Genomic DNA, 19,366 nt, shown 5'->3' on the forward strand with positions numbered 1-19,366 from the left:
AGATTCTCCTTTCAACCGCTATGCGGTTTTTCTTTACACCTATATTATACCAAAAATGTAAGCACTTGCACGACCTTTATCGACTAATTGTAAAACTTTCTACATGTATATCTGGATATAGTTGCCAAATAGCATCTCTTGCGTGGTACAAGGTTCGTCCAGTTGTATAAATATCATCTAGAAGTAACACTTTGCCATTGGGATTTAACTGCTGCTTAGTCTTTTTTTCGAGATAAAAACTTTGAGGAGTTGCCAAACGTTCCTGACGATTTAACTCTCCTTGACTAATCTTTAAATCATATTTCTTCAAGATTGGACATAAAGGTACCAAATCTCGAAAAATTTCATAAATCGTGTCAAAGCCCCTTTTTTTGATATGACTTTCTGAGGTGGGAATGGGGATATAGTAATCAAAACCTAGTGGCACACGCGTTCTAATTAAAGCTGCTAATGCCTTGCCTACTTGATAGTCCCCATATCTTTTATATAACCTCATTGCATTATAAAACTGCACATCATATGCATAAATTGCTTGATTCTTTAACAAAGCTTGATATTTTTTCTGCCAAATTTGACAATCTTGACAAATTTCATTTTCTCCAGATTTTTGGCAGTACTTGCATCCCTTTTCTAAATAGGAAAAAGAATTTCGACAATCAAGGCACAGAATATCTACACTTTCAGATAAAGGATTAAACAAGTTATAAAAATTTAAAGCTGGTAAAAATTTATTTCCGCAAAGATAGCACCTCATCGGTTCATCCTCTTAATTTCTGAAATTGCTTGTCTAATGGGTAAAGTATATTTATGATAGCAAAATAAAACTAACCCATCTTGATCATCACTGCTTCTCCCCACTCTACCTGCAATTTGAATCAAAGATGCTCTTGTATAAATGGCATCATCAGCTGCTACAATAATTACCCAAACATGTTTAAAAGTAACTCCTCTTTCTAAAATAGTTGTGGTAATTAGAATATCAATCTTTTTATCTCTAAATTCCTGTACTTTATCAATCCGTGCTTCATCAGCCGCATGAACACCCTTTATTACCATTTCTTTCAATTGATGGCAGGCTTTTAAAGCTTCTAAATAAACTGGTATTTCGTTTATCCTTGGTACAAATAATAACAGCGGGTGGCCTGCTTTTATTACTAATATTATTTGCTTGAGTAGATGTTTATTTAACTGCTTTTTCTTCAAAAAAGGTTTTAAAAATAATTTTTCTTTAGGGACAGGTAAAAGTCCCCCATGAAAGCGTCTATTTAATAATGAAACTGTAATTTTTTTGTGTTTAATTTTTTCAAGTAAATCATCTGGTGGAGTTGCTGTTAAATATAACTTCATACCATCAGTTTTAACAGCATTATTGGCCCCAAAATGCAACATAGGACTTGGAGCGTAAGGAAAAGAATCCACTTCATCAATTATTAATAAATCAAAAGCATGATAAAATTTTAGCAATTGATGAGTTGTACAGATAATTAATTGTTCTGCTTCATAATCTTTATACTCTCGACCATGATACTTCCCTATTTTTATTTTAGAAAAAGCACTACTAATTCTCGGATATAATTCATTAACCACATCAATTCTAGGAGTAGCTATACAGGCTCTTAATCCAGCTTCTAAACATAATTTTAAGCAGTCAAATAACATCTCTGTTTTTCCAGCTCCTGTTACTGCATGAACTAAATGATCTTGTCGTTTTTTAAAAGCATAACAAATTTCTTGTGATACTTTTGCTTGTCTAGCTGTCAAATTCCCTGACCAAGTTAACAAATCATTTTGTTTTGAGTATGACTTATTACTTAAATCCCTAATTAAGTAGTCATTCTCACTCACTCTCCCTAGTCCAATGCACGCTCGACAGTAAAGTTTTTTCACAGCTATTTTAGTATTGCAATAGCTTCCACATCTCTGACAAATATTATTAATTATTCCGCTAATTTTTTCACAATTAGGAAATATGCTAGAATCATCTTGATTGATAATCCATTGTCTTCCTGCTAGTGAGGTATGATTTTCCATAAAATTTCCTCCCTAAATTTAATTACCCCCAAGAAAGGAGAATTTTTTTGTCAGAAAAAGAAAATTTTTTAACCATTAAAGAAGCTGGACAAAACGAATTAATAATAAAAAAGAGTCGTTTTATTGCAAGCTTCGCCAGAACAGATACTAAAGAGAAAGCCGAAGCCTTTGTCAAAGAAATATCCAAAAAATATCATGATGCTACTCACAATACCTATGCATATACAATTGGCTTAAATGACGATCAAGTAAAAGCCAGCGATAATGGCGAACCACAAGGAACTGCTGGAGTAGTTGAATTAAGAGCTTTACAATTAATGAAATTAAAAAATGTTACCGTTGTAGTAACTCGATATTTTGGTGGAATAAAACTTGGCGCAGGTGGATTAATACGAGCATATTCAAATAGTGTAACTGAAGCTGCCAAAGCGATTGGTGTTGTAAAAAGAGTATTACAAAAAGAATTAACATTCTCAATTGCCTATAATCGCCTAGATGAGATAAATCATTATTTAGAAGAAAACAACGTTTTTGTTTCTAATCGTGAATATGGAACTGATGTAACTTTTACACTATTTGTCGAAGATAAAGATATCGAACCATTAGAAACTGACCTTACTGATTTATTAAAAGGAAAAGTTGATTTAAAAGAAATCGGTCAGCGCTATAACGAAATTTTACTTAAAGAAGTCAACTATCATGAACAATAAAAAAACTGGGGTTTTACCCCAGTTTTTTGCATTAAAACTAATTATCTTTATTATCTCTACTTGTTTTACGTTTTAATTGATTAGGTTTTTCACCACCAAGATGCCAAACCTCAACCGTTGGATCACTTCTTCGAGTGCTATTTATCATTCTTTGAATCAAATTAAGCAATGGATGATATTTATCACCTAACAAACCAACTGACTCAACAAAAAATTCTAATGCAATCAGCAAACCTAAGATCAAAGGCCAAATTCCCCAAGAAGGTGATAAAAGGAAAAGCAGTGAAACAAACGAAAAGACTAATGAAATCCCATAAATACATAATACAGCCTGTCGATGACTAAGCCCCATTCTCATCAATTGATGATGCAAGTGATGCTTATCAGCTTGAGAAATAGGCTTATGATTTAATTTCCTACGAATCATTGCATAAACAGTATCAGTAATTGGCACACCTAAGATAATAATTGGCACAATTAAAGAAATAAAGGTTACATTCTTTAAACCTTTCAAAGATAAAATTGAAATCATAAAGCCTATATATAAAGCCCCTGTATCACCTAAAAAGATTTTAGCTGGATGGAAATTATATGGTAAAAAGCCCAATAAAGCTGCTGCCAAAATAAAACAAGCAATTGGAATATATAGTTCTTTAGTGTGAAGGAAGAAATATCCAACAACTCCCATCGTTGACAATGAAATTAATGAAACTCCAGTTGCCAATCCATCTAATCCATCAATCAAGTTAACTGCATTAGTTAAGGCTAATATCCAAAAAATGGTAATAGGTAAACTCCACCAACCTAAAGTAATAACTTGTTTGGAAAAAGGTAGAATAATTTCTTTCATTCTAATTCCAGCTAAGAAATAAATAATCATAGCAGCAATAATTTGTCCTGCTAGTTTTTGCTTAGGTTTTAATTCTAAAATATCATCAATTAAACCAGTTAAAACCATCACACTAGAAGCAAGTAAAATTGAAAAAGCTTCATGTGTTGGGAACTGCTCCCGCAATAAAATAAAAATTCCAATATTAAAGGTCACAAAAATACCTAATCCTCCAATTGTAGGCATAGGCTTTTTATTAACACGACGTGCATTAGGATTATCAACTGCTCCTAAAACAAATGCTAATCTTCTGATAAAAGGCGTTACAGCCGTTTGAATAATTACTAAGAAGAATAATTTTACAATAATTAAAAACATGTTTTTCTAAACTTTCTGCTAATATCTAGCGTTTATTATACAAGTTGTGAAAAATTAGTACAAATACAAAAAGGACTTATTTATACAAATAAGTCCTCTTTTTGGTTATTTAGCAATCGCCACCGCACGTTTCTCACGAATTACGGTTACTTTGATATTACCAGGATATTCCATTTCTTTTTCTATTTGGTTTCGAATATCTCTAGCTAAAATTGTCGTCCGATCGTCAGAAATCCTATCTGGTTCAACCATAACTCTAATCTCACGACCTGCTTGAATTGCAAATGCTTGACTAACACCTTGATAGCCTGAAGCAATTGTTTCTAATTGAGTAAGTCTTCTAATATAATTTTCTAATGACTCACTTCGTGCACCTGGTCTTGCTGAAGATATGGTATCAGCAGCCACAACTAACTCTGCAATAAACGATAATTTAGGCACATCACCATGATGAGCTGCAATTGCATTGACTACAATATCAGATTCATGGTACTTACGTGCTAATTCAACACCGATTTCGACGTGGGAACCTTCAATATCGTGGTCGATAGCCTTACCAATATCGTGTAATAATCCCGCGCGAACCGCTAATCTTTCATCTAAACCAAGTTCAGCCGCCATAGTTCCAGTTAACTTCCCAACTTCAATTGAGTGAGCCAGAACATTTTGGCCATAAGAAGTCCGATATTTAAGTCGACCTAAAACTTTTACCAATTCAGGATGCATTTTATGAATACCTAATTCAATCAAAGCTCCTTCACCAGCTTCATAAATATCATCATTGACCTCTTTACGAGCTTTATCAACCATTTCTTCAATTCTCGCTGGATGAATACGCCCATCTTTAATTAAACGTTCCATTGCTCTCTTAGCAATTTCTCGTCTAATTGGGTCAAAGCCACTCAAAGTCACAACTTTTGGAGTATCATCGATAATTAAATCAACACCAGTTAAGGCTTCAAAGGAGCGAATATTCCGACCTTCACGGCCGATAATTCTTCCCTTCATTTCCTCATTTGGCAGTTCGACAACTGACACCGTTGTTTCAGCAACAGTATCAGCCGCGCTACTTTGAATTGCATCTACCAAAATTTGTCGAGCAAAACGATCCGCCTTGGCTTGAGCCTGCTCATTACTATTTCTTATTAATTCAGCACGCTCACTGTCAAGTTGATTACTTAACTCAGCTAAAATTATTTTCTTAGCTTCGTCCTTACTTAATTCTGCTACTTCATAAAGCTTCTCTTTCCGCTGAGATAATAACTCATCGGCTTCAGTCTGCTTTTGAGTAAGGTCGGCTTCTCTTTGCTCCAACTGAGTCTTAGTTTGTGTGATTTGAGCATCTTTTTTGCTCAAATCCTTTTCTTTTTCTTGAATGGCATCTTCTTTTTGTTGCAAACGAGCATCCCGATGACTAAGTTCAATTCTTTGTTTACTCAAATCATTTTCAGTTTGCTCACGATAAGCTCTAATTTCTTCTTTTGCTTCTAAAATTTGCGCTTTTTTATCGTTTTCTGCCTCTTGGCGAACTGTTTTAGCAGTTTGTTTAGCTACCTCAACTTCCGCCTTAATAGCATCTAATTTAGTATGGGCATTTTCAAGCAAATGTTGTGCATCATTACGTGCATTCTCTGCTTGTTTCTCCCAATGCAACTTTCTAATTAAATAACCAATGCCATAACCAATTAAAAGTGAAACAATAGCGATTAACACAGGAATTAAATCTGTTTTCATCATTATCACTATCGCCCTTTTTAAGAATTATACACACAAATTAATGATAAATTTTCCTATAAAATATGTCAACAAAAGTAAAAAGACCTTAGTTAAAAACCAAGGTCTAAATCTATTTCTTCAGTCTTATTTTTTACTAGCTTTTTCGCCACTTTTTTCATCCTGCTCAATTTTTTCCTTTATTTTTGCAGGATCTTCTTTTTCTTCAAGTGATTTTGCATCAATTCCATATGCTTCACGAACTTGAGTCATAATTTCATTATAGATGTCTGGATGGTCTTCCAAATATTGCTTGGCATTTTCTCGGCCTTGACCAATTCTATCTTCCTTATATGAGTACCATGATCCGGCTTTGTCAACAATATCCTTATCAACTGCCATATCTAATAATTCGCCAGATTGGGATATTCCTTTACCATACATAATATCAACTTCAGCAACTTTAAAAGGCGGTGCAACCTTGTTCTTCACAACTTTAATTTTCACACGGTTACCCACAACATCACTTGATTGTTTAATTTGTTCCGCACGGCGCACTTCAAGACGAATAGTTGAATAAAACTTTAATGCGCGACCACCAGGCGTTGTTTCCGGGTTACCAAACATAACGCCAACTTTTTCACGAATTTGGTTAATGAAAATGGCAATAGTCTTAGTCTTATTAATATTACCAGACAATTTACGTAATGCTTGACTCATCAATCGGGCTTGTAACCCAACGTGAGAGTCACCCATTTCTCCATCAATTTCAGCTCTAGGTACTAAAGCAGCAACAGAGTCAACTACCAAGATATCTATCGCTCCACTTGCAATCAATGTATCCGCAATTTGTAAGCCTTCTTCACCGGTATTAGGTTGAGATAAGATAAGTGAATCAATATCAACACCTAAAGCTTCTGCATAAGCTGGGTCCATTGCATTTTCTGCATCAATATATGCAGCAGTTCCTCCACGTTTTTGAACTTCTGCAACTGCATGCAAGGCCACAGTTGTCTTACCAGATGATTCAGGCCCATATACTTCCACAATCCGGCCACGAGGGTATCCTCCTACACCGATAGCGGCATCAAGAGCCAAAGATCCTGTTGGGACAGTAGATATTTGAGTATCAACCTTTTCTCCCATGCGCATTACAGCGCCCTTACCAAAGTTCTTTTCAATTTTCTTCAGTGCTGCATCTAAAGCAGCTTGTTTCTCATCTTTAGCCAAAGTATTTCCTCCTTAAGCTAGTTACTAGTTAATTATACTTGCTACCTAGTTACAAATGCAAGCAAAAAACGAACTAGCGTTCATTTATTTACACATCATAAGATCCACCATTAATTAGATACCCGATTATTTGAATATTTTTTTAATTAATAAAAAAAAGCCTTACGGCTTTTAAATTACAATTCACCAGCAAAAACATCCCTAGATTGGTAGAAATAATCCCAACCGGAGTAAATTGTAAAAATCAAACAAATATATAACAAAATTGTACCAATAAAAAAGATATCTCCTAATAATAAGAAAATAATTGACAACATTTGAGTAGCAGTTTTTATCTTCCCTGGCATCTTTGCTGCTAAAACTTCACCATCATTTTCAACCAAAATTAAACGTAATCCAGTTACTGCAAGTTCTCGGCAAACAATAATTGCCACAATCCACGCTGGAGCTTTACCCATACTTACTAGAAATACAAAAGCTGTCATTACCAGCATTTTATCAGCAAGTGGATCAGCAAACTTTCCGAAATTAGTTACCAATCCTCTTGCTCTAGCGATATGCCCATCAAGGTAATCGGTATACGAAGCACCCGCAAAGATTACTGCTGCCAATACTTGGCTAAATGGGATATTAACATTAGCAAAATTAAAACTTCCAGTTGGGAAATTTAAAATTAACACTAACATAAAAACAGGAATTAAAATAATTCTAAAAACTGTTAAACGATTTGGTAAATTCATTCTTTAACTATTGTCCCCCATTATTTTGACCTTCACCAGCACCGGTATTGCCTGTTGTACCTGTATTGCCAGTGTTTTGATTAGTCGTATTTTGGCTAGTTTGATTTGTATTAGTTTGGTTAGTGTTTGTTTGACTTGAACTAGCTTGGCTAGACTGTGTATAAACACTTGAAGAACTAGTTGCAATGCTACTACTTTGTGAATAAGTATTAGTATATGAAGATTGAGTTGTTCCAGAATTTGATGAAGATGAAACTTTTCCGATAGTTAAGCGCAAGTTCAAACTTGTACCAGCTGGAGTATAAGGGATTTTCTTACCTCCGACTGTTACTTTAGTGCCTGTATCATTGGATAAATAAATCGAAACAGATTTAGCAGATTCAGGAATTTTTACAGTATGCTTGCTATCAGATGAAATCGACCCACTCCATTTAGTTTCGCCATCAACAGTAACTGATGCTGAAAGATTGTTAGTTCCAGCATGAATTACTAAATTACGGTTACTTTTAAGTCCAGTAACTTGATATGAACCATATCCCAAGCGAGTAATCTTTACATGACTCTTTTCAGTCGATGATGATGCTTTTTCTGAAGAAGATGAGCTATCAGATTGTGATGAAACAGTTACTGAATCACCTGCATCAGATGCTTGTTGTGAAGATCCTCTAAACAGAGATGTAATTAACACATAAATTATTACAATTACAATTACAACTCCTGCTCCTAAAATAATGCGTGGCATTTGATTTTTGAGCATTCCTTTTTTACTATTAGTGGTCTTTTTTACTTCTTCAGTCTTATTATCAATTGAATTTTCAACATATTCATCACTATTAGTTTCAGGTACATCTTGATGGTATTCAGCTAAAAGTTCCTTACCATCTAAACCAACAACTTGTGCATATTGTCTAATAAATGCACGTACATAAAAATCTCCAGGAAGCTTGTCAAAGTCACTATTTTCAATAGCAGTTAAATATCTACTTTGAATTTTGGTTGTTTTTTCAACATCGGCAATAGACAAGCCCATTGCTTCTCTAGCACTGCGTAGTTTTTCTCCGATATTAGCCATAATAACCTCTTGTTCTAAAAAATTAACAAATTGAGTATACCACAAAATGATGTTAAATTAGCCATCCACCTGTAATATATATTGTCTGTCCTGTTAAATAATCACTTTCAGGTTGTAAAATGTTTTTTACCCAAAAACTTATATCTTTGCCTGACGCTAATCGTCCTGCCGGAATTTCACTTTTCACTTCATCTAAAACATCATCAGAAAAGATTGCATTCATTGGTGTATCAACTGCTCCTGGGGCTAAAACATTGACAGTTAAGCCACTAGCTGCAACTTCTCTTGCATAAGCCTGACTAAATCTCGTCAAAGCAGCTTTAGAGGCACTATACGCTGACTCTAAGGCACTAGCTTGACCACCATAAACAGATCCCAAATAAATAATCCGACTATGCTTGTATTTAAGTAAACAAGGTTCTAATAACCGAGTTAACTTTAGCGGAGTAACTAAATTAATTTGTATTTCTTGTTCCAAATTATCTAAATCTTGTTCTCCAAAAAAGCCATAATTGGTTACTCCTTGTGCAAATATCACAACATTAACTGGCAACAAGCCTTTACAAAATTGCTGCAATTCAAAATTATTTGCTAAGAAATCTAATTTTATTGCAATAAAATCTTGCTTAGGAAACTGGCTCATTAACTGATTAGCTAACTTATTCGCTACTTGCTCTTGATTACTATAATGTAAATACAATGACCAACCATCAGCTGCCAGCTCATTAGCTATTACCTGTCCAATTCCACCAGTTGCTCCAAAGATAATCGCTCTTTTCAAATCATCATCCCTATTCTATAGTGGAAAAAACTGAGCAAGTTTTACTTTCTGCCAATAAATCTTGACAAATCTGCCAATATTCTTCAAAACTCATTCTTTGTAATAATTTTAGCGTATCAAAAATATTTTCATCATGAATTGCTTCTTCTGCTAACTCAAAACCTAAATCAGATAAATTGTTAAAAGCAGCCAACAAAGTAGCTAATGAAACTTTCTTCAACATTTCAAAAAGCTCTCTTAACTCATTCATTTGTTTAGTATATTTTTCTGATGCAAACAATGTTGTTTTTAAGTCACTCAATAGACTATCGCCATTGTTAATACCTAAAATAGTTACAAAATTCCCTTGTCTAGTATAATTTACATCAAATTGTAATGGGCTAGTTAATTCACCATGTAACATTTTCTCTTGATACCAGGCACTCTTTTCGCCTAGCATAGATTCTAACATTATTTCAAACAAAATTTGGCCTAAATCATTATTTACTAATACTTTCTTAAAGTCTGGTAATTTGATTCCTAAACAGAAATAAGGCACCTCTGTCTTATTTTTAAATTCCGTAATCCCTAATTTACCAGCTTCCGATTTAAAAGTATGGTCTCTTTTTGGCCCGCTTTGTAAGTATTGTTTATCTAACTTCTTAACTTGACTAAATAAACGAGTGATTGCTGATGGAGCAAAATCGCCTACTGCAATAAAATGCATATTATTAGCTGTATAATTTTCTCGATAAATTCTAGCTAAATTGCGACTATTAATCTGTTTAATTGTCTGGCTTGTGCCTCCAATATCAAGGCCAAGATTGCTCTCACCAAAAAGTTGCTTCATTATGCTATCGCTAATTGGCCAAGTTGGCTCATCTCGATACATTGCTAATTCTTGAGCAATAATTGGTCGTTCTTTATCAATACTCTTTTTACTAAAATTAGGATCACCCACAAGTTCAAATAATAAATCAACTGTTTTACTCACATTATCAATACTACTTGCATAAAACATCGTAGCATTATAACTCGTAAAAGCATTGGTACTTGCACCAATTTCATCAAATCGTTCAGTAATATCTCCACTTTTTTTACTAAAAAGTAAATGTTCTAAATAATGTGCTGATCCAGGAATTTGCTTATCACTACTCCCAAAATCGACAATAATTCCAAAAAACTTTTGTTTAAATCCCTTTCTCAAAACTACTTGAGCAGTAAGTCCTGAAGAAAAATTTCTTTTTTCAATATCTAATTTTTTCATTTGATATAAAAACTTTCATTTAAAGTAAGCTTATTAGCTAATTTTATTAAATCCTTTATTTGCATTTGTCGAATACTCTTACCTAAATCATCAAAAGCATATTCAGGCATTAATAAAGCTCTCAATTTTAGCATAATTCGATAGCCAGCTCGATCAAGTCCATACTGATGCTCATTATAGATAGCCTTCTTTATTTTCTTAAAAATGGCTTGATCAATATCTCCTGCTTTAATATTATCTATTTCTTCTTGAGCAATTTTGCTAGCTTGTTCTAACTTATCATGACTAAGCCCAGCAGAAATAAGCAATAAAGAATTATTAACGTAATTATCAGCATCAACAGCATAAGCTGCACCAAGCTGCTCACGAATTTTTCTAAATAAAATTGAGCTATCATCGCCTGCCAAATAACGTGCTAAAAATTTACCAGCTAACCGCTCTTTTTTATTCAATTGACCATTATAACCGAATCCCAGTAGCATTTGTGCTTGTTCAAAATTACGTTTTTCTTCATCAGTAAATGGATCAGGCAACATTTCTATAACTAGGTTAGAACTTGTAAACTTAGCTTCAAAATCATAATCACTAAAGGCGTCTTTTAACAATTTTATTATATACTTTGAATTTTTAGCATTACCAATCATAGCTGCTGGACAAGTAGTTAAGGCTTCACTATATGCATCCAGGCCCTCTTTATCAGCTTCTAAAATTTCATTAATCGGTCCCATAATCCCATGAGCAAAATCTGGTTGATCATGATACCACTTTTTAAAGAAATGTTCCCAAGCATAACTAGTTGGACTAGCCATCAATTCTTGATACTCATTAAAAAGTTGATTTTGAGCCAACTTAATTACCTTGGAATCTAAGTTAGGATAGCGAACAATCCGGCTAAAGGTCTCAATTATTTTTTCATAACTATATTCAGGGTCCATTACTTCAAGTGGCTCAATATAGCTTAACCTATACATCAAAAGAAGCTCTCTACCATATAGCTGTGGCGTTACATCAAAGGACATATTATATAAATCTGTCAATGCACGAGTTTGCTTATTAATAGTATTAAAATATTGACTACTATTAACTTGCATTTTAGCTAATAAGCTGGCCATTGCTAAATTATGTCCAGTCAATGGCATTTTCAAAAAAAAGCCAATATTAGCCTTGGTTAAGTTTTTATTTTCTGTAATAAAAAAATTATTGTCCATTATCATTCTCCATCTTTGGCTGAACTAGTACTTGCCGAGGCTTAGAGCCTTCAGAAGGCCCAACTATTCCCTTAGCTTCCATTTCATCAATAATTCTAGCAGCTCGATTATAACCAATTCTAAAGCGCCGTTGCAGCATAGAAACACTTGCAGACTGTTGCTTAGTAACTAGCTTAACCGCTTCTTCATAAAATTCATCTTCTGGTTCATCATTGCTACTATTATCTGACTGTTCCTCACCTTTTTGGGGCATCATTGATTCATTGTAATCTGCTTCTTGCTGATCCTTTACCCAAGCAACTACTTTTTCAACTTCTTCAACCGAGATGTATGCTCCTTGAACTCTTTCAGGTTTAGCAGCACCAATTGGTAAATACAACATATCTCCACGACCAAGTAATTTTTCAGCTCCTACTTGATCTAAAATAGTCCGTGAATCAACACCACTTGATACAGCAAAAGAGATTCTAGAAGGTACATTGGCTTTAATTAAACCAGTAATGACATCAACACTCGGTCTTTGAGTAGCTAAAATCATATGAATTCCAGCTGCCCGTGCCATTTGACCCAAGCGAACAATGGCATCTTCAACATCATGGCCACCAACCATCATTAAATCGCTTAATTCATCAACAACTACCAGGATAAATGGCAATTTTTTCATAACTGGCTTTTCTTTGTCTTGGTTGTTTTCAATAACCTTTTGATTGTATTCCCCAATGTTTCGAACGCCACCAGCAGCAAAGAGTTTATAGCGTCTTTCCATTTCTTTAACAGTTTTATGCAAAGCATTAGCTGCTAACTTCGCATCAGTAACTACTGGAATTAATAAATGTGGCACTCCACTATAAACAGACAATTCTACCATCTTAGGATCTATTAATACCAACTTAACATCATCAGGATTGGCCTTCATCAAAATACTAGTAAGCATCGTATTAATTGCAACTGACTTACCTGAACCAGTTGATCCTGCAATTAACATATGAGGCATCTTAGTCAAATTCGCAGAAATTGTCGTACCAGTAACATCTTTGCCCAATGGTACATCAAGCGGATTAGCTTTTGACTTATTGTCTTGATTGAGCATAACATCTTTAAATGAAACTGCACTAGTTGTCTTATTAGGAACTTCTATCCCTACTAAGGGTTTACCAGGAATAGGAGCTTCAATTCTAATATCTTTTGCAGCAAGTGCTAAGGCCAAATCATCAGCTAAATTTACAATCTTACTTACTTTAACCCCAACTGCCGGTTGAATTTCATAACGAGTAACAGTAGGCCCTAAAATAGCCTTTTTTACATTTACTTCTACTCCAAATGACTTAAAAGTAGACTCCAGCACTTGTGTATTATGGCGAATTAAATTTTTATCGCCAGATTGATCAACCTTTTTTATTGGTGCTAATAAATCAAGCGGAGGTTTTTGATAGTTAGAATTTATATGGGTAGGTTTAATTTCACCATGATCAACATTACCTAACTCCATTTTCATCTTCTGGTCTTCATCAGAAAAAGCGTGACTTTTAGGAAGCTCTTTCTCCTCAGAATTAGATGGGGATGGAATCTCAATTTCAGGTTCAAAATGAGTCTTTTTTTCAGTAGTAGTCTTTTTAGACAAGTCAGGCATGACATCTAAATCAGTTTGACTTTGTGTTTTCATATCTCCTGTATCTGGAAATATATCATTATTAGCTAAAGGATCTTGCAGATTTTTACGATTATCACGATTTTGTAAGTAATTATCCCTTGCTTCGACATACTTATCCTTTAATTTAATGCCCGCATCTTTATTAGTTTCAATGAATTTTTGGCTAGAAGATTGGAACAAATGCAATATTTGAACAAATTTAACATCAAAAAACATTAATAAACCGCTAATAAGCAAAAGAAGGCCCAGAATGACTGCGCCTAAATTTCCTAATAAGGGATAAAAAATACTGTAATAAAAACTACCTACTAATCCACCACCAACACTCTCAGTCAAGTTGCCACGACTAAATTCAGCTAAGATGGTTTTAGTAAATACATTAATAAATCCATTAAAAACATCAAGATGACTAAAGAAGTTAGCAGCTAATTCCAAAACTAAGCCACTATATGCCAAAAATAATCCACTACTTCGCTTAAATCCAATTAATGGTGGCTTAGAGTAAATTAACATTACAAATCCAAACATTAAGAATAAAAATGCAAGGATAGGATAACTGTCGCCAATAAAAAAGCGGAGAATATTTGCAAACTCTTTACCAATTAATCCAAGTTTGGCAAAGGTTAGCAAGGCATAAATCACCAAAAAAATGCCAAAAATTGCCCAACGTAATTCTTTTTGAGCAACAGTTTTTGCCTTAGTTGCCTTTTTCCTTTTTCTTGGCATTTCTTCTCCCCCCTTATTGATTAAAAGTTCGGTTCAAAATTCAAGTTAACTGGTTCATCTAAAGCCACTGAAGTTAACTGATAAGTTAAAGTTTCAATATATTCAACTAGCGGTCTACTTAAAAGCTTATAATCACTTTTTTCAAGGTCTTGACCATCACCATAATAATCTTTTAAAAATACAACTTGTGTAATAAGACCTGATACTGTAAATTCACCTGGATTAGGACTTACTTCAAATGGAACTGCAATTTCAAAATAACTTCCACCTTCAGCTTCTAGTAAATTCCCTTCATCATCTTGTTGGGCAGCTTTTCGTAAAGCAATGTTAACTTCGCTCTTAACGTGATTTTCTTCATTTAAATCATAGTGAAAATTTCTTACTAATACAGGTGTTTCTTTTGTAAATTCAACCATTTTATTCATCTCCTAAATTTCTTTCATAACGTTCATGTCTATTGTAATCATCTTTCAATTTATCATTTTCATAATGGTGACTCTTTTCAAGCTTAGGAAACCCTTGTTGGCGCAAAGCTTCCATAATTACCATTGCAGCAGAATTTGATAAGTTATATGCTCGAATATGATCTGACATTGGAATGCGCAAATTGCGGTCATAGTACTCTCTCATAAATGTTTCTGGTAAACCGGTAGTTTCTTTACCAAAAACAAAATAATAATTCTTATTATTATCTGTGTAATCAACATCAGTATAAGATTTTGACGAAAACTTAGAAATCAAATACATTTCATCATTAGGACCCAGAGTATCCAAAAAAGCCTTTAAATCATCATGCTTGTGAATTTCAACTTTGTCCCAATAGTCGAGTCCAGCTCGTTTCATTTTTTTATTATCAAGTTGGAAACCTAATGGTTCGATCAAATCCAAAACAGTTTCTGTTCCAGCACAAGTTCTAGCAATATTGCCAGTATTTGCTGGCATAAGTGGTTCAAATAATACAATATGATTAGTCATTTTTATCTCCTAAATCTAATTTAGTCTGAGCTTGTTTATTGATTTCAAATAAATCCTCATCATTATAAAAACGGGATACAGACTTAAAATAGTTAAAACTTCGTGACACAATAATTTTAACAACTGCATAAATCGGGATACCAAAAATCACACCCCAAAGTCCCCAAACGGCACTAGCACCTATTAAAAGTAAAATTGTCGTTATTGGGTGCATCTTCATCTTGTTTCCTACAACGATTGGAGAAATAAATCTCGTTTCAATTGTTTGCTCAATTGCAAAAACAATTAATACATTAATTAACATTCCCCAAGAAGTAATTGAAGCAATTATCAAAACAGGAATAAGAGCAATAAATGTACCAAAATATGGTATTAACAACATAAATGCAGCTAAAACTGCCAAAGCACTTCCATATGGAAGACCGATTATATTATAGCCAATAGCATAAATAATACCGACCCAAACCGCTACTGTAATTTGACCACGAATATAGGCACTAATTGCTTCGTTAATATCATGAAGTAATCTAGAAAAGCTATCTTGCCATCTACGAGGTGCAAATTTAGTCAAGTAGCCATTTAACTGGTGACCATCTTTAAGCATATAAAATAATACAAATGGTGCTGTTAGCAGCGTCATAAAAATCATTGTAATTACACTAACAGCAGATGAAATATTTGTAAGTGCAGCTGTTCCTGTCTTTTGCCAAGATTTGAAAAGAGTTTTTTCAACACTATCAATTACACTATTAATATTGGATTTAAATCCTTTAAGATGAGGATCATGCAACAAATTTTGAGTTGTTTTTACACTCGTATCCCAAATATTAGGCCAATTTTTAATTAGGGCATCTACTTGACCTTGAATAATTGGCAAAAGTGAATTAATAACCCAAATTAAAGCACCAAGCACTAGTAAAAATAATACCAGAATGGTTACTGTTCTTGGAACTTTTAACTTTTGCTCAAAAAAATCCACAATTGGATTCATCATATAATATTGTACCAATGCCAAAATCAATGGTGGTAAAATTGCGCAGAAAAATACCCAAGCTGGATTTAAAATAAACGAAATTTGTTCAAACAAAAATATAATTAGAAAGAACAACAATATATTAAGTAAAAAAATCGTAAAGCGGTTATTCAAAAACCAATCTTTAAACAAAGTGGGCCGCTTCAAATTAGTCTTATTATCCATAAATTAACCCCTTTTTATGTCTAATTTAAATTTTAGCATAAATAAAACTCGCCTATCTCAAAATAAGCGAGTTTTTTTAGCTATTTCTTGATTCTAAAGAGCCACTTTCTAGCTTCCTCAATCAAAATTAATGGGATTGGAATAAGACAAAGCATCATCCAATCACTGACACCCAAAATACCAGTGTTAAAAATACCTTGAACGCCTGGAGTAACTGTTAAAATAATAAACAAAATTATTTCAAATAAGATTCCAGTCCAAATATGTGGATTGATAAATAATCCCTTTTTGAATACTGATACCTTTTCAGTTCGACAATTAATAACATTAGCAATTTGACTAAAGACAATTGCACCCAAAGTCATAGTTGTAGCTTTGATATAAATATCACCACTTGTTGCCAAATGTCCGAAAGCTAAACCAGCTTGCTTATTTACAAAGAAGTAAGCAGCAACTGAAACTAAAGCTTCGAGCAAACCATACCACAAGAATGCTTTGACAAGAACCCTCTTATTCAAAAGATGATCATTGCGACTAATTGGGGCACGTTTCATGACATCTGGATCACTTGGTTCAGCCCCTAAAGCTAAAGCTGGCAACATATCTGTCCCTAAGTCAATTGTCAAAATTTGCATTACAGTTAAAGGTAAAGGAATCAGACCACCAGATAATAAGTAAAGAACTGAAGGAATTGCTTCAGGAACATTAGATGAAAGAATATATGTCAAGAACTTACGAATATTGCTATAAACAGTTCTACCTTCCTCAATTGCAGCTACAATTGAAGCAAAATTATCGTCAGTCAAAATCATATTGGCTGCATCTTTAGCAACATCTGTTCCACTAAGCCCCATTGCAATCCCAATATCAGCTCTTTTAAGAGCAGGAGCATCATTTACTCCATCACCAGTTGCTGCGACTACTTCACCATTTTCTTGGAAAGTCTTCACAATCTTGTATTTTTGTTCTGGTGCTACTCTAGCAAAAATAACCTCATCTTTTAATGCTTCACGTAATTCGCTATCAGACATTTCATCAAGTTCACGTCCATCAATTACACGTGCATTTTCAGAAGTTATACCAATCTTAACTGCAACTGTTTTAGCCGTTAACTTGGAATCACCTGTAACCATAACAACTCGAATTTTGGCATCATGACAATGCTTAATTGCATCATAAATTTCTGGTCTTGGAGGATCACTCATTGTTACCAATCCAGCAAACACAAGTTGATCCTCAGCAGTTTCAATTGTCAGACTAGAAATAGCATCATCATTTTTAATCTTCTTATATGCTAAACCCATGCTACGCAAACCTTGACGCGCATAATCTGCATTTAAGCGATCCAATTTTTGCTTATCTTCCATTGTTAACGGCTTAACTTCACCATTAACTTGAACAAAAGCACAATCCTTAATTAAGTCACTATATGAACCCTTAACCAATACTGCTGCTTCAGTATCGCTAATTTGGTTAACCGTAGACATTTTTTTACGTTCTGAATCAAATGGAAATTCTCTCAGGCGTGGCATCTTAACCATTTGCTTGTGGATATCATATCCCGCCTTTTGAGCCATGATTACTAAAGATGCTTCAGTTGGTGTACCTAAAATTTTATTTTGACCATCTTTGTTCTCTATTGAAGTATCGTTGTCCAAAGATGCAATTTCAGTAATAACTTTTAAATCAGGATGTTCATCATACCAAAGTTGTTTACCATTCAATTCAACTTGACCATTGTTAACATATCCATCACCAGTAACTTCAAATTCATCATTTAAAGTTCTAATGTAATGAATCGTCATTTGGTTTTGAGTTAAAGTACCCGTTTTATCAGAACAGATAACGGTAGTTTCACCCAATGTTTCTACTGAATTTAATTCTTTAACTAAGGCGTGCTTTCTGGCCATCCTTTTAACACCCTGAGCCAAGGATAACGTAACCGTTGGTAATAACCCTTCTGGAATAAAGGCTACAATCATTCCTAAGCTAAAAATAAAAGCTGCTCCAAAAGGTTGCTTCACAAATAATATTGAAGCAATAAAGAAAAAGAGACCAATTGTAAATGCAATGATTGATATTTGCTTAGTTAAGCGATTCAATTCACGCGTTAAAGGAGAATCTACTTTTTCCTGTTTCTGAGTCAAGTGAGCAATTTGCCCAAGCTCAGTATCCATTCCTGTACTAAAGCAAATCGCTGTTGCAGTACCAGATACAGCTGTGGTTCCTGAATATACCATATTACTTTCAGCATATTTACCCTCACCTGGGTCAAAGCTAGTTCTTTTACTTTCAGGAACTGATTCACCATTCAAAGCTGATTGATCCACTTGTAAACTTGTTGCGCTAATAATTCTGGCATCTGCTGGCACCTTACTACCAGCTTGCAGTGCAAAAACATCACCAGGAACAATATGCTTAGCTTCAACTTGCTTTTTCTTTCCATCACGATAAACTTGCACATAACTTTCAAGCATTTTATTTAAAGCATCTGTTGCTTTTTGTGCTTGTCGTTCTTGCCAAAAACTAAATGTCCCATTAATAATATTAACCAGCCAAATAGCAATTCCTAATTCCATTGTTCCTGAGACAATTGCAATAAAACCAGAAATCCAGAGTAGGATTGCCATTAAAGTTGTAAAATTTTTAATAAATGTTTGCCATTGACTTTGCTTAGGAGGGCGCTTTATTTCATTTAGTCCATATTTTTCCAGTCTTTTTTCTGCTTCTTCTGAAGAAAGACCTTTACTAGATGAATTAAGTGTCTGATAAACGCTATCAATTTCACTTTGAGCATAAAGCTCGCGAATTTTCTTTTCGTCCACTTCATTCTCCTCTTTCTTAAATGTTACTTAATCATTTTAACTCAAAAAATTTA

Annotated in this window: 16 protein-coding genes; 1 reads left to right on the forward strand and 15 read right to left on the reverse strand. The window is 34.0% G+C overall.

The window, feature by feature from the left end; genetic code table 11:
• Window positions 1-76: 76 nt before the first annotated feature.
• A complete protein-coding gene (locus ETI37_RS00695; protein ID WP_006587014.1) occupies window positions 77-754 on the reverse strand; it encodes a ComF family protein in 678 nt (225 codons plus the stop codon).
• Window positions 751-2,031 (reverse strand): helicase-related protein, encoded by a 1,281-nt coding sequence (locus ETI37_RS00700; RefSeq protein WP_006587015.1) that lies wholly within the window; start codon window positions 2,029-2,031, stop codon window positions 751-753. Before ETI37_RS00700 ends, ETI37_RS00695 begins: the two co-directional genes overlap by 4 nt.
• 47 nt (window positions 2,032-2,078) lie before the next feature.
• On the opposite strand from ETI37_RS00700, the gene ETI37_RS00705 reads away from it, so the two are divergent.
• Complete coding sequence (locus tag ETI37_RS00705; protein WP_006587016.1) at window positions 2,079-2,741, forward strand: YigZ family protein; 663 nt, start codon at window positions 2,079-2,081, stop codon at window positions 2,739-2,741.
• Between the two features lie 37 nt (window positions 2,742-2,778).
• Here the strand turns inward: ETI37_RS00705 and ETI37_RS00710 are convergent, their stop codons facing one another.
• From ETI37_RS00710 to ETI37_RS00770, 13 genes are all read right to left on the reverse strand, one after another.
• On the reverse strand, window positions 2,779-3,948 hold the full coding sequence (locus ETI37_RS00710) for an MraY family glycosyltransferase (protein WP_006587017.1): 1,170 nt from the start codon (window positions 3,946-3,948) through the stop codon (window positions 2,779-2,781).
• 105 nt (window positions 3,949-4,053) lie between these two features.
• Complete coding sequence (gene rny, locus ETI37_RS00715; protein WP_143458373.1) at window positions 4,054-5,685, reverse strand: ribonuclease Y; 1,632 nt, start codon at window positions 5,683-5,685, stop codon at window positions 4,054-4,056.
• A gap of 123 nt (window positions 5,686-5,808) precedes the next feature.
• Window positions 5,809-6,891: a recombinase RecA gene (recA, locus tag ETI37_RS00720; protein WP_006587019.1), complete on the reverse strand. Its 1,083-nt coding sequence runs from the start codon at window positions 6,889-6,891 to the stop codon at window positions 5,809-5,811.
• Window positions 6,892-7,067: 176 nt separating this feature from the next.
• Window positions 7,068-7,631: a CDP-diacylglycerol--glycerol-3-phosphate 3-phosphatidyltransferase gene (pgsA, locus tag ETI37_RS00725; protein ID WP_006587020.1), complete on the reverse strand. Its 564-nt coding sequence runs from the start codon at window positions 7,629-7,631 to the stop codon at window positions 7,068-7,070.
• Between the two features lie 7 nt (window positions 7,632-7,638).
• Window positions 7,639-8,703 (reverse strand): helix-turn-helix domain-containing protein, encoded by a 1,065-nt coding sequence (locus ETI37_RS00730; RefSeq protein ID WP_022091230.1) that lies wholly within the window; start codon window positions 8,701-8,703, stop codon window positions 7,639-7,641.
• Window positions 8,704-8,755: 52 nt separating this feature from the next.
• Window positions 8,756-9,484, reverse strand: coding sequence for an elongation factor P 5-aminopentanone reductase (ymfI, locus tag ETI37_RS00735; RefSeq protein ID WP_006587022.1), 729 nt, complete (start codon window positions 9,482-9,484; stop codon window positions 8,756-8,758).
• Window positions 9,485-9,494: 10 nt separating this feature from the next.
• Window positions 9,495-10,730 (reverse strand): M16 family metallopeptidase, encoded by a 1,236-nt coding sequence (locus ETI37_RS00740; protein ID WP_006587023.1) that lies wholly within the window; start codon window positions 10,728-10,730, stop codon window positions 9,495-9,497.
• Window positions 10,727-11,938, reverse strand: a complete 1,212-nt coding sequence (locus tag ETI37_RS00745) for a M16 family metallopeptidase (RefSeq protein WP_022091231.1) — start codon at window positions 11,936-11,938, stop codon at window positions 10,727-10,729. The genes ETI37_RS00740 and ETI37_RS00745 overlap by 4 nt, the downstream gene beginning before the upstream one ends.
• Window positions 11,928-14,315, reverse strand: coding sequence for a DNA translocase FtsK (locus ETI37_RS00750; protein ID WP_006587025.1), 2,388 nt, complete (start codon window positions 14,313-14,315; stop codon window positions 11,928-11,930). Before ETI37_RS00750 ends, ETI37_RS00745 begins: the two co-directional genes overlap by 11 nt.
• A 20-nt stretch (window positions 14,316-14,335) precedes the next feature.
• Window positions 14,336-14,740, reverse strand: coding sequence for a DUF1149 family protein (locus ETI37_RS00755; RefSeq protein WP_006587447.1), 405 nt, complete (start codon window positions 14,738-14,740; stop codon window positions 14,336-14,338).
• Window positions 14,733-15,290 (reverse strand): tRNA (cytidine(34)-2'-O)-methyltransferase, encoded by a 558-nt coding sequence (locus ETI37_RS00760; RefSeq protein WP_006587027.1) that lies wholly within the window; start codon window positions 15,288-15,290, stop codon window positions 14,733-14,735. The genes ETI37_RS00755 and ETI37_RS00760 overlap by 8 nt, the downstream gene beginning before the upstream one ends.
• The gene (locus ETI37_RS00765) at window positions 15,283-16,488 is read right to left on the reverse strand and encodes an AI-2E family transporter (protein WP_006587028.1); all 1,206 of its coding nucleotides are present in this window, start codon (window positions 16,486-16,488) and stop codon (window positions 15,283-15,285) included. The genes ETI37_RS00760 and ETI37_RS00765 overlap by 8 nt, the downstream gene beginning before the upstream one ends.
• Before the next feature lie 80 nt (window positions 16,489-16,568).
• A complete protein-coding gene (locus tag ETI37_RS00770; RefSeq protein ID WP_006587029.1) occupies window positions 16,569-19,313 on the reverse strand; it encodes a cation-translocating P-type ATPase in 2,745 nt (914 codons plus the stop codon).
• Window positions 19,314-19,366 lie beyond the last annotated feature (53 nt).

Source organism: Lactobacillus mulieris, from assembly GCF_007095465.1.
Classification (GTDB): domain Bacteria; phylum Bacillota; class Bacilli; order Lactobacillales; family Lactobacillaceae; genus Lactobacillus; species Lactobacillus mulieris.